Genomic DNA, 15012 nt, shown 5'->3' with positions numbered 1-15012 from the left:
GTACGGCAGCATGTCCGGCATGCCAGCCCTGACTCGCGCCGAGGCCGAGACCCGCGCCCGCCTGATCGACGTTCACCATTACGCGATCCACCTGGACCTCACCCGCGGCGACGCGACCTTCCGCTCCACCACGGTGATCCGCTTCAGCGCGCGTGAAGCCGGCGCCGCCACCTTCATCGACCTCAGGCCCGCCGCACTGCACAGCGCCGCACTCAACGGCCACGCGCTCGACCCCGGCACCCTGGACGACGGCCGGCTCCCGCTCACCGGGCTGCGGGCCGACAACGAACTGCGGATCGACGCGGACATGCACTACTCCCGCACCGGCGAAGGCATGCACCGCTTCACCGACCCCGCCGACGGCGAGGTCTACACGTACTCCCAGCTCGGCCTCGACCACAGCCCCGCGTTCGCCGCCACGTTCGACCAGCCCGACCTCAAGGCCGTCTTCGACGTCACCGTCACCGCCCCGCCCGCCTGGACCGTCCTCGGCAACGGCATAGCGCAGCGCACCCGCGCCGGCGAAGGGCACTGGCAGCTCGCCAAGACACCGCCCATCAGCACCTACCTCCTCGCGGTCGCCGCGGGCCCCTGGTACAGCATCCGCACCGAACACGCCGGACTGCCCTTCGGCCTGCACGCCCGCAAGAGCCTGGGACCGCACCTGGAGAGCAACGCGGCCGAGCTCCTCGACACCACCCGCCGCTGCTTCGACCGTTACCACGAGATCTTCGACGAGCCCTACGCCTTCGACTCCTACGACCAGGCGTTCGTCCCGGAGCTCAACTGGGGCGCTATGGAGAACCCCGGCCTCGTCACCCTCCGCGACGAATACGTCTACCGCTCCGCCGTCACCCACACCGAACGCCAGAGCCGGGCCGTCGTCATCGCCCACGAAATGGCCCACATGTGGTTCGGCGACCTCGTCACCCTGCGCTGGTGGGACGACATCTGGCTCAACGAGTCCTTCGCGGAGTACCTCGGCTACCAGGTGCTCGCCGAAGCCACCGGCTTCACCAGCACCTGGACCGACTTCGCCATCGCCCGCAAGATCTACGGCTACGACGCCGACCAGCGCCCCTCCACCCATCCCGTCGCCCCGGAAGCCGTCCCCGACACCGCCTCCGCGATGCTGAACTTCGACGGCATCTCCTACGCGAAGGGCGCCTCCGCACTGCGGCAGCTCGTCGCCTGGCTCGGCACCAGGGACTTCCTCGCGGGCGTCAACGACCACATGGCCCGGCACCGCTTCGGCAACGCCACCCTCGACGACTTCATCGAGTCCCTCGCCGGCGCCACCGACCGCGACGTCCGCAAATGGGCCGCGCAGTGGCTGCGCACCACCGGCGTCGACACCCTCCAGCCGCACTTCGACGGCCCCGCCGCACCGTTCATCGCCCGTACCGGCAGCCGCCCGCACCGCATCGGCGTCGGCCTGTACGACCGCGCCGTGACCGACCCGTGCCGGCTCGTCCTGCGCGAACGCCTCGCAGCGGACCTCGCCGCCCCCCGCGTCCCGCTGCTGCCCGAAGGCCGCCCCGTCCGCCCCGACCTGGTGCTGCTCAACGACGGCGACCTCAGCTACACCAAGATCCGCTTCGACGACCAGTCGTGGACCACCGTCACCGAATGCCTCAGCGGCCTGCCCGACCCGCTCTCCCGCGCCGTGGTCTGGAACGCCGCCCGCGACCTGGTACGCGACGGCGAACTGCCGCCCGGCGACTACTTCGAGCTCGTGCTGCGGCACCTGCCCGCCGAGACCGACCCCGCCATCGTCCAGGGCGTCCTCGCCTTCACCCGCGGCCAGCTCATCGACCGCTACCGCGGCCCCGCCCGCCGCACCGCCGACCTCACCCTGCTCGCCGGTGTCTGCCGCACCTTTCTGTACGGAGCCGACACCGCCCTGCACCTCAGCGCTGCCCGCACCCTCATCGACTGCGCCGTCACCGGATCCGACACCGCACGGCTGCGCGACTGGCTCACCGCCGGCCGGATCACCGACGGACCCGCCCTCGACCCCGAACTGCGCTGGCAGCTGCTGCTCCGCCTCACCGTCCTCGGCGCCGCCACCCCTGGGGACATCGCCGCGGAACTCGCCCGCGACCCCAGCGCCTCCGGCGAGGAGGGCGCGGCCCGCTGCCGCGCCGCCCTCCCCGACCCGCAGGCCAAACACGCCGCCTGGACCTCGATGTTCGGCGACGACTCCCTGTCGGTCTATCTGTTCACCGCCACTGCCCAGGGCTTCTGGCAGCCGGAACAGCACCATCTGCTGCACGGGTACGTACCGCACTACTTCGCGGCGGCCACCGCCGTCGCCGCCCGCCGCGGACCCGCGCTCGCCACCGCCGCCGGCCGGCACGCCTTCCCCACCACGGCCACCGACATGTCCACCCTGCGGCTCGGCGGCGAATGCCTGCGCGACGCGAACCCGCTGCCGGCCCTGCGCCGCCAGCTCGCCGACCAACTCCACGACCTGCAAAGGGCGTTGAAGATCCGGGCGACATACCCCGAGCCGGCCGACGACACCGTCCGCGGCTAGGCCACGGCGACGCCACGGCCCAGGACCGTTCCACCAGGGTGCCCGCCGGCCGGGCGGGCACCCTGCGCCAAACCCTGCCACGAAGCGTCCGACCTGCCCGATCACACCGCCCTGACCACCCCCCCGCACGGCCGGAATCCGATCCTCCGCACCGGCCCCGCAATACCCCTGACCGGTGGCTCTCGTTGAGCACACCGGGCGGAACCGCCCGCCCGACAGGCAGCGACCGCGAAGGGGCCACCCCATGCCACCCCAGCTCGCCGGAGGGATCACAGGACCCGGCCACCTGCGCCCCCTGCTGGACACCGTCCTCGACGCACTGACCGCCGGCGCCACCGCCCGCGGCGGACCCCTCCCCGCCGGCGGCCCCGACACCGTCGCCCGGCACGTACGCGACGCGTGCGCCCCCGTCATCCCACACACCGGAACCGGCGCGGAACACGCGCTGCGCACCCTCGTCCACGCCCTCGCCGCCGGAGCCGCCGACCCCGCGCACCCGCGCTGCGTCGCCCATCTGCACTGCCCGCCGCTGGCCCTCGCCGTCGCCGCGGACCTCGCCGCGAGCGCCCTCAACCAGTCCCTCGACTCCTGGGACCAGGCACCCGCCGCCAGCGCCCTCGAAGCCGAGACCACCGCCGCCCTCGCCGCCCTCGTCTACCCCGGCCACCGCGCCCCCGACGCCCTCGTCACCAGCGGCGGCACCGAGTCCAACCACCTCGCCCTGCTGCTCGCCCGCGAACGCCACCCCGGCGGACCGGCCCTGCGGGTCGTGTGCGGAGCCAACGCCCACCACAGCATCCAGCGCGCCATCTGGCTCCTGGGCCTGCCACCGGCCCACGTCCTGCCCACCCCCGCCGGCACCCTCGATCCGGCCACCCTCCACACCGCCCTCGGCGAGCTCCGCGACCCCGGCCCCGTCCTCGTCGTCGCGACCGCCGGAACCACCGACACCGGCGCCATCGACCCGCTCCCCGAGATCGCCCACCACACCGCCGCCCACGGCGCCGAACTCCACATCGACGCCGCCTACGGCGGACCCCTGCTGTTCAGCGACCGCGCGGCACACCGCCTCGACGGCCTGCCGTTCGCCGACTCCGTCACCCTCGACCTGCACAAACTCGGCTGGCAGCCCATCGCCGCCGGCCTGCTCGCCGTACGCGACACCACCGCCCTGCGGCCGCTCGCCCACCAGGCCGACTACCTCAACGCCGACGACGACACCGAAGCGGGCCTCCCCGACCTCCTCGGCCGCTCCCTGCGCACCACCCGCCGCCCCGACGTGTTCAAGATCGCCGTCACCCTCCGCGCACTGGGCCGCGAAGGACTCGGCGCCCTCGTCGACACCGTCTGCGACCAGGCCCAGCACCTCGCCGACCTCATCGACGCCCACCCCGCCCTCACCCTGCGCGGCCGCCCCGAGATCAGCACCGTCCTGTTCCGCCCCACCCACGCCGACGACACCCACGTCGCCGCCCTCCGCCGCCGCCTCCTGCACGAAGGCCACGCCGTACTCGGCCGCGCCCACGCCGACGGACGCCTCTGGCTCAAAGCCACCCTGCTCAACCCGCACACCCGGCCCGCCGACCTCACAGCGCTCCTGCACCTCACCACGGAAGGCACCACGGCCCGATGACGACAGCGCCCCCCACCCCGGAACCCACCGAACCCGCCACCCCCGAAGAACCCCTCGACCTCCTCGGCATCGGCATCGGCCCCTTCAACCTCTCCCTCGCCGCCCTCGCCGACGGCATCCCCCACCTCACCGCCGCCTTCTACGACCAACGGCCCTCCTTCCAATGGCACCCCGGCCTGCTCATCGACGGCGCCACCCTCCAGGTCCCGTTCCTCGCCGACCTCGTCACCCTCGCCGACCCCACCAGCCGCTGGTCGTTCCTCTCCTACCTCAAAACCCGCGAACGCCTCTTCCCCTTCTACTTCGCCGAGCGCTTCCACATCCACCGCGCCGAATACGACGCCTACTGCCGCTGGGTCGCCGACACCCTCACCACCACCCACTTCGGCCAACAGGTCGACACCGTCCGCTGGAACCCCGGCCGCGCCCTGTTCGAGGTCGACCACACCCACCTCGACCGCAACGGCGAAGCCGAAGCCCTCGGCCGCACCCACGCCCGCAACCTCGTCATCGGCATCGGCACCAGCCCCTACGTCCCCGAACCCCAGCGCCCCCTCGCCGAAGCCCCCACCGTCCCCGTCATCCACTCCAGCGACTACGTCAACCAGCGCGCCCGGCTCCTCGCCACCGACCACATCACCGTCGTCGGATCAGGACAGTCCGGCGCCGAAGTCTTCCTCGACCTGCTGCGCGCCCGCCCCGCCGGCCGCGAACGCCTCACCTGGATCGCCCGCACCCCCGCCTTCGCACCCATGGAATACAGCAAACTCGGCCTCGAACAGTTCACCCCCGACTACACCCGCTACTTCCACGGCCTCGCCGAACCCGTCCGCGACCAGCTCGTCCCCCAGCAGTGGCAACTCCACAAAGGCATCGACCACGACACCATCAACGCCATCCACGACGAGCTCTACCGCCGCACCCTCGACGGCGGCTGGCCCGACGCCACCCTCACCCCCGGCGTCACCGTCCGCACCGCGGGACGCCTCGGCAGCACCGGCATCGAACTCCACCTCGAACACGAACAACAAGGCACCCGCAGCCGCCTGCAGACCAGCGCCGTCATCCTCGCCACCGGCTACCGCGAACGCTCCGTCGACCAACTGCTCGCCCCGCTCCACCCCTACCTGCGCCGCGACGCCGCCGGCCGGCCCCGCATCGACGCCGACCACCGGCTCGCCCTCGACCCGTCCATCAGCGGCGCCGTCCACATCCAGAACGCCAACCGCCACACCCACGGCGTCGGCGCCCCCGACCTCGGCCTCGTCGCCTGGCGCTCCGCCGTCATCCTCAACGCACTGACCGGCAAGGAGCCCTACCCCCTGCCGGCCAGAACGTCGTTCACCACCTTCGGCCTCGACGGGACGGCCGCCTCCAACGTGCCGACTAGAACAGCGGCACTCCGTCGCGGGTGAGCTTCCAGCTGTCACCGCCGAAGGCGGACGGATCGATCGAACCGTTCGCCTTCACCCACGCGATGATCGTGTTCCGGATCTCGTCCGAATTCGCCCACACCGACGGCGTCGCCGCCACATGCGGGAAATTGCCGCCACCGTTCGCCCGGTAGTTGTTCACCGCCAGCACGAACTTCGCCGACGGATCCAGCGGCGCGCCCTGGAACGTCAGATTGGTGATCCGCGAACCCACCGGCTTCGCGATGTCGATCTCGTACGACACCCCGCCCACCACGTCGTAGTTGTAGTCCGGAGTGCTGTCCGCGTTCGTCAGCTTCGACACATCCACCACCGCACCCGCCGCGGTCTGCACGAAGTACTTCGCCGAGAACTCCAGATAGTCCTTCACCTGCGCACCCGTGAGCACCCGCGCGTCCAGCGTGTTCTCGTACACATACAGACCCGCCACATCCCGCAACGACACCTGACCCGCCGGAATCGCCGCCGTCCGCGAGAAACACGCCGCCTGCGACAGCACCGGCAGCGCCGCGTACGCCGTCCCCGCCAACGCAGCCTTCACCGTCTGGCTCTGCACCGCGTTGATGAAGTCGATGATCGGCGTGTCCTTGTACGGTGCCTCGGTCGCCGCCATCGCGACCGTGCACGTACCGACCACCTGGTTCACATACGCCACGACCTTGTCGTGCTCCGCCTTCACCAGCTTCACCACATGCGGGTCCTCCGCCACCGCGTTCGCGTTGCGGACCTCCGCCACCACCGACGTCACCGACCAGCGGCCCCGCGAGAACTCCAGCCCGATGTCGAAGACACTCAGCCGCATCCCCCACATCAGCGGCTCCGACAGCACCACGTTCTTGCCGGACACCGTGTTGACGACCGTGCGCGACGCGACCTCCTTGTGCGTGTGCCCCACCAGGATCGCGTCGATCCCCGGCACCTGCTCCGCCACCAGCGACGACGCGTTCTCCGGATACGGCAGCGCGTCCCCGTACGACGTACTGCCGTCAAGACCCGAGTGATCCGTACAGATCACCACGTCACAGCCCAGCGCCCGCAGCTTCGGCACATAGATCTTCGCCTGCTCCACCAGACCCGGGAACGCCATCTTCCCCTGCACATTGGCCTTGTCCCAGATCGCGATCCCCGGATTCGTCAGCCCCAGGATCCCGACCTTGATGTCCTGCCCGCCGTGCACCCTGATCCGCTTGATCGTGTACGGGGGGAACGCCGGCTTCAGCGTCTTCGCGTCCACCGCGTTCGCCGCCAGCAGCGGGAAGTCGCACTGCTCCTGGAATTTGCGCAGCACCGGAATGCCGTAGTTGAACTCATGGTTGCCCAGCGCCGCCGCGTCGTACCGCATGTGGTTCATCGCCAGCGCCATCGGGTGCACCGGTGCGCGCTTGCCGGCGGTGCCGGTGATCGGGTCCACCCGCGCGTAGTAGTACGACAACTGCGTGCCCTGGATGATGTCGCCCGCGTCGATCAACAGGGTGCGGTCGCAGCCCTTCTCGGCACGCGCCTGCTCCACCAGCGTGGAGATCTTCGCCAGACCCACGTCGTTGTGGGTGCTGTCGTCGTACTCCTTGTCCGTGAAGTAGTCCCAGTTGAAGACATGGCCGTGCAGATCCGTCGTGCCCAGCACCCGCAGCGAGTACGTCTTCGGGCCGTGCCCGTGCCCACGCCCCTCGTCGTGCGCCTGCGCCGGCGCGGCGCCGGCAACGGCCCCCGTGGCGCCCGCGAGCGCCACCCCCGCACCCGTGGCGGCGGAACGGTTGAGGAAGGTCCTTCGGTTGAGCGGCATGTCGGCTCCTGGTCTGTCCGGTGATGTAACGCGCGTAGATTCTGGCGCAGGAACACCGCCCCGCAACACCCCCCAGGCGTTTCCATCAGATGTCCCGCCGGAGAATGCCCCGCCTGCGACAGTGGGGCACATGGCCACAGAAACGGACAGGACCCACCCGACCGCCGAAGCCCCGCACGTCGGCGTCCGCGGCGAAGCCACCCTCGAGGTCGAACCCGAACTCGCCCGCATCGCCGTCACCGTCAGATCCCGCGGCGCCGACCGCCGCCACACCCTCGACGACCTCACCCGGCGCAACACCCAGGCCCTCGACCTCATCAAGAGCTACGGCGAAGCCGTCGAGAAGATCGAAACCGGCACCTTCGGCCTCACTCCGGAACTCCGCGAAAAAGGCCGCGACCGCGGCGAGAAGATCCGCGCCTACCACGGCGTCGTACGCATCGGCGCCACCCTCACCGACTTCACCGCCCTCGGCGAACTCACCACCCGCCTCGCCGACCTCGAACTCACCTCCGTCGACGGCCCCTGGTGGTCGCTGCGCCCCCAGTCGACCATCTACCGCGAAGCCCGCAGGCAAGCCGTCCACGACGCCGTCCAACGCGCCCGCGAATACGCCGAAGCCCTCGGCTCCACCCTCACCGCCCTCATCGAACTCGCCGACGAAGGCGTCCAGCAGGCCACCCCCTACCCCCGACAGGCCTTCGGCGCCATGAGCTCCCGCGCCGCCGGCGGCCCCGGCATGGCCGACTTCGCCCCGCAGTCCCTCGACCTCGAACCCGAACGGCAGAACGTCTCCGCACACGTCACCGCACACTTCACCATGACCCCGCCCCCGCTCGGCTGACCCGGCGGCCCTCCACCCGGCCCCCACCGGGACCCGCCACGCTGCTCACATGAGCACTGCCATGCACGTTCGACACTTGTCAACAACCGTTAATCCAGCCGACGTTGGACAGTCGCCTCCACCCATCTGCCTACCCGTCAGTAAGTCATAGGCTCGAAACATGCGCCGAGCAAAAATTGTCTGCACCCTGGGCCCCGCCACCGACAGCTACGACCAGATCAAGGCACTCGTCGAAGCCGGAATGGACGTCGCCCGCCTCAACCTGAGCCACGGCTCCTACCCCGACCACGAGGACCGCTACCACCGCGTACGCAAAGCCTCGGAAGAGACCGGACGCAGCGTCGGCGTCCTCGCCGACCTTCAGGGCCCGAAGATCCGCCTCGGCCGCTTCACCGAAGGCCCCGTACTCCTTGAACGCGGCGACGAATTCACCATCACCGTCGAAGACGTCGAAGGCGACCGCCAGCGCTGCGGCACCACCTACAAAGGACTCGCCGCCGACGTCACCAAAGGCGAACGCATCCTCGTCGACGACGGCCGCGTCACCCTCGAAGTCACCGAAGTCCAGGGCTCCCGCGTCCACACCATCGTCATCGAAGGCGGCATGGTCTCCGACAACAAGGGACTCAACCTCCCCGGCGTCGCGGTCTCCGTCCCCGCCCTCTCCGAAAAAGACATCGAAGACCTCCGCTGGGCCCTGCGCATCGGCGCCGACATCATCGCCCTCTCCTTCGTCCGCAGTGCCCAGGACGTCATCGACGTCCACCGCATCATGAAGGAAGAGGGACGCCGCGTCCCCGTCATCGCCAAGATCGAGAAGCCGCAGGCCGTCGACAACCTCGAAGAGATCGTCGACGCCTTCGACGGCATCATGGTCGCCCGCGGCGACCTCGGCGTCGAAATGCCCCTCGAAGCCGTCCCCATGGTCCAGAAGCGCGCCATCAAACTCGCCAAGCGCAACGCCAAACCGGTCATCGTCGCCACCCAGATGCTCGACTCCATGATCGACGCATCCCGCCCCACCCGCGCCGAAGCCTCCGACGTCGCCAACGCCATCATGGACGGCACCGACGCCGTCATGCTCTCCGGCGAAACCAGCGTCGGCAAACACCCCATCGAAACCGTCAAGGTCATGGGCCGCATCATCTGCGCCTCCGAGGAAGAGATCCTCTCCTCCGGCCTCCCCCCGCTCACCGAACGCAACAAGCCCCGCACCCAGGGCGGCGCCGTCGCCCGCGCCGCCGCCGAAATGGGTGACTTCCTCGGCGCCAAGTACCTCGTCGCCTTCACCCAATCAGGCGACACCGTCCGCCGCCTCAGCCGCTACCGCTCCCCGATCCCCCTCCTCGCCTTCACCCCCGAACCCGCCACCCGCTCCCAGCTCAACCTCACCTGGGGCGTCGAAACCCTCCTCGGCCCCATGGTCCAGACCACCGACGAGATGGTGGACCAGGTCGACGAAGCGCTGCTCCGCATCGGCAAGTGCCGCAAGGGCGACGTCGTGGTCATCACCGCCGGCTCCCCGCCGGGCGTGCCCGGCACGACGAACATGGTGCGCGTGCACCACATCGGCGAGGACGACTCCCCGAAGTAGCCGGACCACTCCGTGGGGCTCAGTACTTGGGCCCCACATGCAGGTCCATCAACGCGACGGACGCGCGGCGCGCGACGGAAACGTTGTACGGGTCCTTGCCGCGACGGGTGACTTTCCATTCGACGCCGACCTTGTCGAGGGTGTCGCTGAACAGGGCGCGGATGTCGTCCGACTTGTTGGTGAAGAAGTACCGCGGGTACTCGTAGCGCTTCGGCTCGCCGCCGACGATCCGGGTGGTCCAGTTGGTGATCCGGCACCCGTCGGAGTGGATGAGCCCCCGGATGAACTCCCACGGGTGGGCGTCGACGATCTCCTGCTGCCAGGGTTCGAGGACGATGCGCCGCTCGTGCTTCTTGCCCGGGGCGTGCTGCGGGAAGAGGCACGGCCAGTGCTTGCTGGTGGACGTCACCATGGTGCAACCCGCCCTGCGTACGCGGCAGACGGCGTTGTCCGGGTGAATCGCGCGGATCGCCGCTTCGCAGGACTCGATGAGACCCGGCCATGAGTCCGCGCAGGCGATCCGGAGGGCGAAGACGCCGCGCGGCTGGGCGCTGAGGCATCCGTCGCCGAGGTAAAGGCCCAGAAGATAGGTGTAGGCAGGGCGTCGGAGAGCGGTAGATGTGGTGCAGCGAAAGCATTCGGCCTTCCGCTGGATCGGCTCAACGCAGACGTGCCAATCGCGGATCGTGGCGCGGGATATCCCGGTCAGGCCGCTGATGGAGTTGAGGCTGCGCCCTTCGGCGACCAGGGCGAGCACTCGATGCCTGGTTTCGATGTCGTACACACGGGCGATCTTGGCCTGGCATTTGTGCCAGCAGGCCGAATCGAAGCCTTGTTCACTCCGACTGGTGAAGATCGCCAAGCCGCGAAGGCCTTGGAATTGAAGGGAAAGTGCCCCGAGTCGGATTCGAACCGACGCTGGATGGGTTTTGAATCCATGGCCTCTACCGCTGGGCTACCGGGGCCCCCTTCGAAACAAAGGGTAGCGCAATCCCTCCGTGCTCCAAAGATACAGGAGCTAGGTAGGCTCAGGGGGCAGTACCCCCCGCCATGATCGAGGAGTCCCGTTGAGCGCCGCCGAGCCCATAGACGAGCAGTCGCACGTACCGCCGATGACGACGCGCGTCGTCATCGCCGAGGACGAGGCACTGATCCGGCTCGATCTCAAGGAGATGCTGGAGGAAGAGGGCTACTCCGTCGTCGGCGACTGCGGCGACGGTGAGACCGCCGTCAAGCTGGCCGAGGAGCACCGGCCGGATCTGGTGATCCTGGATGTGAAGATGCCCGTCCTGGACGGGATCTCCGCCGCCGAGCTGATCGCGAAGGCGAAGATCGCGCCGGTGCTGATGCTGACCGCGTTCTCCCAGCGGGAGCTCGTGGAGCGGGCTCGGGATGCCGGGGCGATGGCGTATCTCGTGAAGCCGTTCAGCAAGAGCGATCTGGTGCCGGCCATAGAGATGGCGGTGAGCCGCTTCCAGGAGCTGCGGGCGCTGGAGCTCGAGGTCGCGGATCTGTCGTTGCGGCTGGAGACCCGGAAGCTGGTGGACCGGGCGAAGAGTGTGCTGCAGACGAAGTACGGGCTGTCCGAGCCGGCGGCGTTCCGCTGGATCCAGAAGACGTCGATGGACCGCCGGATGTCGATGCAGCAGGTCGCGCAGGCCGTGATCGACGAGGTTCCGGAGAAGTAGCGCGCGCTGGACATGGCGAAGGGCCCGCACCGTTTCCCGGTGCGGGCCCTTCGTCGTGGCGGGTCAGTCCTCGCCGAGGTACGCCTTCCGCACGGATTCGTCGTGCAGGAGGTTGGAGCCGGTGCCCGACAGGACGATCTTGCCGATCTCCATGACGTGGCCCTGGTCGGCGAGCGAGAGCGCGGCCTGCGCGTTCTGTTCGACGAGCAGGATCGTGGTGCCCTGGGCCTTGAGTTCCACGATGGTGTGCATGATCTTCTGCATCATGATCGGGGAGAGGCCCATGGAGGGCTCGTCGAGCATGAGCAGCTTGGGCTGGCACATCAGGGCCCGGCCCATGGCGAGCATCTGCTGTTCACCGCCGGAGAGGGTGCCGGCGGCCTGCTTCTGCCGTTCCCCGAGGATGGGGAAGAGCTCGTAGGCGCGCTGGATGTCCTTGGTGATGCCGGCGGAGTCCTTGCGGAGGAACGCGCCGAGTTGCAGGTTCTGCTCGATGGTGAGGCGCGGGAAGATGTGCCGGCCTTCGGGGGAGTGTGCGAGCCCGAGGGAGACGATCTTGTGCGCCGGTACCCGGGCGAGCGGCTGGCCGTCGAAGACGATACGGCCGGCGACGGGCTTGATCAGCCCCGACAGGGTCCGGAGCGTGGTGGTCTTGCCCGCGCCGTTGGTGCCGATCAGGGTGACGATCTGGCCGGCCTCGACGCTGAACGAGATGCCCTTGACGGCCTCGATCTTGCCGTAGGCGACGCGCAGGTCCTCGACTTCGAGAAGTGCGGTCATTGGTCGTCCTCCGTCTTGCTGATGTTGCGCGCTTCCGCGGCTTCGATCTCGGCGCCGGCTTCGTCCTCGGGTGCGCCTTCGAAGGGTTCGCCGAGGTACGCGGCGATGACGCGGTCGTCGCGCTGGACGACCTCGCTGGTGCCTTCGACGAGTTTCTCGCCCTGGACGAGGACGGAGACGCGGTCGCAGAGGTTGAAGATGAAGCGCATGTCGTGCTCGATGACGAGTACGGAGATGCCCTGGTCGCGGACGGCGAAGACGAGTTCTTCGGTCGCCCGGGTCTCCTGGGGGTTCATGCCCGCGGTGGGTTCGTCGAGGAGCAGCAGTCCGGGTTCGCTGGCGAGGGCGCGGGCGATTTCGAGCTTGCGCTGTTCGCCGTAGGGCAGGTTGCGGGCGAGGTGCTCGGCCTTGTCGGCGAGTCCGGTGAACTCGAGGAGTTCCATGGCGCGTGCGCGGGATTTCGCTTCGGCGCGGTGGTAGCCGGGTCCGCGGATGAGGGCGGAGAGCAGGCCTTCCTTGGTGCGGGTGTGGCGGCCGACGAGCACGTTCTCCAGGACGGTCATGTTGGCGAAGAGCCGGATGTTCTGGAAGGTGCGGGCGATGCCGGCCTTGGTGACGAGGTGGGGCTTGGGCGGCAGGACCTTGCCCTGGTACTTCACCGTGCCTTCGGTGGGCACGTAGAGACCGGTGAGGCAGTTGAAGAAGGTGGTCTTGCCGGCGCCGTTGGGGCCGATGAGGCCGACGATCTCACCGGTGTTGACGGTGAGGTCGACGTCGCGTACGGCGGTGAGGCCGCCGAAGCGCATGATGACGCCGCTGGCTTCGAGGAGCGGGGTCCCGGCGGGGGCTTGGGTGGTCGTGGTCATGGTGTCTTTCACGCCCCTGCCTTGCCGGGGAGGACCAGTGCGTCGTCCGCGTGGAATTCGAGCTGGCGGCGCCGGTTGGCGATGAGGCCCTCGGGGCGGAATCGCATGAGGAGGATCAGGGCGATGCCGAACGCGAACAGCTCGTAGTTCTGCAGGAAGCCGAGCTTCTCGGGGATGAGGTAGAGCAGTGAGGCGCCGAGGATCGGGCCGCTGACGGTACCCATGCCGCCGAGGACGACGGCGGCGAGGAGGAAGGCGGAGTTGGGGGGTGCGGCGCCGGCGAACTGGTACGGGCTGGGCACGACGTTGTAGGTGACGTGTGCGCTGACCGTTCCGGCGAGGCCGGCGAGTGAGGCGCCGAGGGCGAAGGCGATGAGCTTGACGCGGAAGCCGTTGATGCCCATGGCGGTGGCGGCGGTCTCGTCCTCGCGGATGGCGACCCAGGCGCGGCCGATCCGGGAGTTGGCGGAGCGGGTGAAGACGAGGACCACGATGACGGTGATCAGGAGCATCAGCAGGTAGTAGTTGGCGTACCGGCCGAGGGTGAAGCCGCCGATGTCGTGGGCGTCGCCGAGGTTGTAGCCGAACAGCTCCAGATCGGGGATCTGGGCGATGCCGTTGGGGCCGTTGGTGATCTTCGGTCCTGAGACACCGTCGAGGCTGTTGACGGCGAGGCGGAAGATTTCACCGAAGCCGAGGGTGACGATGGCCAGGTAGTCGCCGCGCAGTCGCAGGGTTGGTGCGCCGATGAGGACGCCGAAGACGAGTGAGGCTGCCATGCCGGTGAGGGCGGCGGCCCAGAACGGGAACTGGACGCCGGACCAGATGGAGAACTGGGAGCCGGAGACGAGTGCCGCGGCGTAGGCGCCGACGCCGAGGAAGGCGACGTAGCCGAGGTCGAGGAGGCCGGTGAGGCCGACGACGATGTTCAGGCCGAGGGCGACGGTGCCGAAGATGAGGATGTTGACGCCGAGGTTGGCGTAGTGCTCGTCGTTCTGGACGAACGGGTAGGCCAGGGCGGCGGTGAAGCCCATCGCGGAGGCGAAGCTGCGGTGTTCGGCGGTGAGCTGCGAGAACTGCCGGACGAGTCCGGAGGCGCCCAGGCCCCAGGCGCCGAAGGCGATGAGGATGAGGAGGCCGATGAAGATCTCGGAGTACTCGGTGCCGATGGCGAAGGTGAGCAGGCTGAGGCCGATGGCCGCGGCGAGGGTGATGATGAGGCGCTGGACCCAGCCGGGGAGGGTGCGCGGGTCGTTGACGGGGCGGTCGCTGTGGGCGAGGCGCAGGTCGCGCAGGGCCCGGTAGCCGCGGCGGACAGACGCGTTCTCGGCGAACCGGCCCAGTTCGTAGAACTCGCCGTCGGCGGGCAGCGCGGGCTGCCGGTCGAGGGGCAGGCCGAGGGCGCCGATCACGAGCACCAGGGTGCCGACGGCGGCGATGACGCCGCCGGGGTCGAGGTTGGCGAGGCCCTTCAGCTCGTAGGCGATGGCGATCACCGTGTACCAGGTGGTGACGAAGGTGCCGAGCGCGAGGAGCAGTACGGAGTTCTGCGAGTGGCTGGGGTTCAGCCAGCCGAGGCCCTTGACGCCGAACGCGGAGAGTGCGAAGAGCGTGGTGAGCAGGGCTCCGGCGAGGGTGAGCACCTGGAGTCCGCCGGGGTAGCCGGTGACGGTGAGGTCGCCGGGGAAGGCGGTGGTGTAGGTCCAGGACAGGAAGGTGGAGACGGCGCTGATGACGGCGCCGGCCAGGGTGACGGCTCGTGCCGCGCCGAGGGGGAGCGGGATGAGCCGGGCGGTCCTGGATTTCGCGGCCGGGAGGGTGTCCACGGCGGTGAGGGAGATGTCGGTCATAC

Annotated in this window: 11 protein-coding genes and 1 tRNA gene; 6 read left to right on the top strand and 6 right to left on the bottom strand. The window is 69.4% G+C overall.

The window, feature by feature from the left end; all coding sequences use genetic code 11:
- The first annotated feature begins 19 nt into the window (after positions 1-19).
- The 3 genes from pepN (at position 20) to O3W51_RS32675 (ending at position 5587) form a co-directional block, all read left to right on the top strand.
- Positions 20-2539 carry an aminopeptidase N gene (gene pepN, locus O3W51_RS32685; protein WP_187144831.1) on the top strand — a complete coding sequence of 840 codons (2520 nt, stop codon included), beginning with the start codon at positions 20-22 and terminating at the stop codon, positions 2537-2539.
- Between the two features lie 244 nt (positions 2540-2783).
- Positions 2784-4172: a pyridoxal phosphate-dependent decarboxylase family protein gene (locus O3W51_RS32680; RefSeq protein ID WP_198357166.1), complete on the top strand. Its 1389-nt coding sequence runs from the start codon at positions 2784-2786 to the stop codon at positions 4170-4172.
- Positions 4169-5587 (top strand): lysine N(6)-hydroxylase/L-ornithine N(5)-oxygenase family protein, encoded by a 1419-nt coding sequence (locus O3W51_RS32675; protein WP_269287993.1) that lies wholly within the window; start codon positions 4169-4171, stop codon positions 5585-5587. Before O3W51_RS32680 ends, O3W51_RS32675 begins: the two co-directional genes overlap by 4 nt.
- On the opposite strand, the gene O3W51_RS32670 is transcribed toward O3W51_RS32675, so the two are convergent.
- Positions 5559-7388, bottom strand: coding sequence for a bifunctional metallophosphatase/5'-nucleotidase (locus tag O3W51_RS32670; RefSeq protein ID WP_138359079.1), 1830 nt, complete (start codon positions 7386-7388; stop codon positions 5559-5561). The genes O3W51_RS32675 and O3W51_RS32670 overlap by 29 nt on opposite strands.
- Before the next feature lie 130 nt (positions 7389-7518).
- On the opposite strand from O3W51_RS32670, the gene O3W51_RS32665 reads away from it, so the two are divergent.
- Positions 7519-8232, top strand: coding sequence for an SIMPL domain-containing protein (locus tag O3W51_RS32665; protein WP_138359077.1), 714 nt, complete (start codon positions 7519-7521; stop codon positions 8230-8232).
- 160 nt (positions 8233-8392) lie between these two features.
- Positions 8393-9826 carry a pyruvate kinase gene (pyk, locus tag O3W51_RS32660; RefSeq protein WP_138359075.1) on the top strand — a complete coding sequence of 478 codons (1434 nt, stop codon included), beginning with the start codon at positions 8393-8395 and terminating at the stop codon, positions 9824-9826.
- Between the two features lie 19 nt (positions 9827-9845).
- Here the strand turns inward: pyk and O3W51_RS32655 are convergent, their stop codons facing one another.
- Positions 9846-10610 carry a helix-turn-helix domain-containing protein gene (locus O3W51_RS32655; protein ID WP_269287992.1) on the bottom strand — a complete coding sequence of 255 codons (765 nt, stop codon included), beginning with the start codon at positions 10608-10610 and terminating at the stop codon, positions 9846-9848.
- A gap of 108 nt (positions 10611-10718) precedes the next feature.
- Positions 10719-10791 (bottom strand) — tRNA-Leu (locus tag O3W51_RS32650).
- A gap of 147 nt (positions 10792-10938) precedes the next feature.
- Here O3W51_RS32650 and O3W51_RS32645 point away from each other — a divergent pair.
- Positions 10939-11514, top strand: a complete 576-nt coding sequence (locus O3W51_RS32645; protein WP_232484844.1) for an ANTAR domain-containing response regulator — start codon at positions 10939-10941, stop codon at positions 11512-11514.
- Between the two features lie 63 nt (positions 11515-11577).
- Here O3W51_RS32645 and O3W51_RS32640 read toward each other — a convergent pair whose 3' ends face one another.
- Genes O3W51_RS32640 through O3W51_RS32630 form a run of 3 tightly spaced genes read right to left on the bottom strand, consistent with a single transcriptional unit; the run spans position 11578 to position 15010 of the window.
- A complete protein-coding gene (locus tag O3W51_RS32640) occupies positions 11578-12294 on the bottom strand; it encodes an ABC transporter ATP-binding protein (protein WP_138359069.1) in 717 nt (238 codons plus the stop codon).
- Positions 12291-13160, bottom strand: coding sequence for an ABC transporter ATP-binding protein (locus O3W51_RS32635; RefSeq protein WP_269287991.1), 870 nt, complete (start codon positions 13158-13160; stop codon positions 12291-12293). The genes O3W51_RS32640 and O3W51_RS32635 overlap by 4 nt, the downstream gene beginning before the upstream one ends.
- Before the next feature lie 8 nt (positions 13161-13168).
- Entirely contained in the window at positions 13169-15010 is a 1842-nt protein-coding gene (locus O3W51_RS32630; protein ID WP_138359065.1) for a branched-chain amino acid ABC transporter permease, read from the bottom strand.
- Between the last annotated feature and the right edge of the window lie 2 nt (positions 15011-15012).

The sequence above is a fragment of the Streptomyces sp. H39-C1 genome, from assembly GCF_027158125.1.
In the GTDB taxonomy this organism is placed as follows: Bacteria; Actinomycetota; Actinomycetes; order Streptomycetales; family Streptomycetaceae; genus Actinacidiphila; species Actinacidiphila fildesensis.
This window is presented reverse-complemented; position numbering and strand designations above follow the sequence as displayed.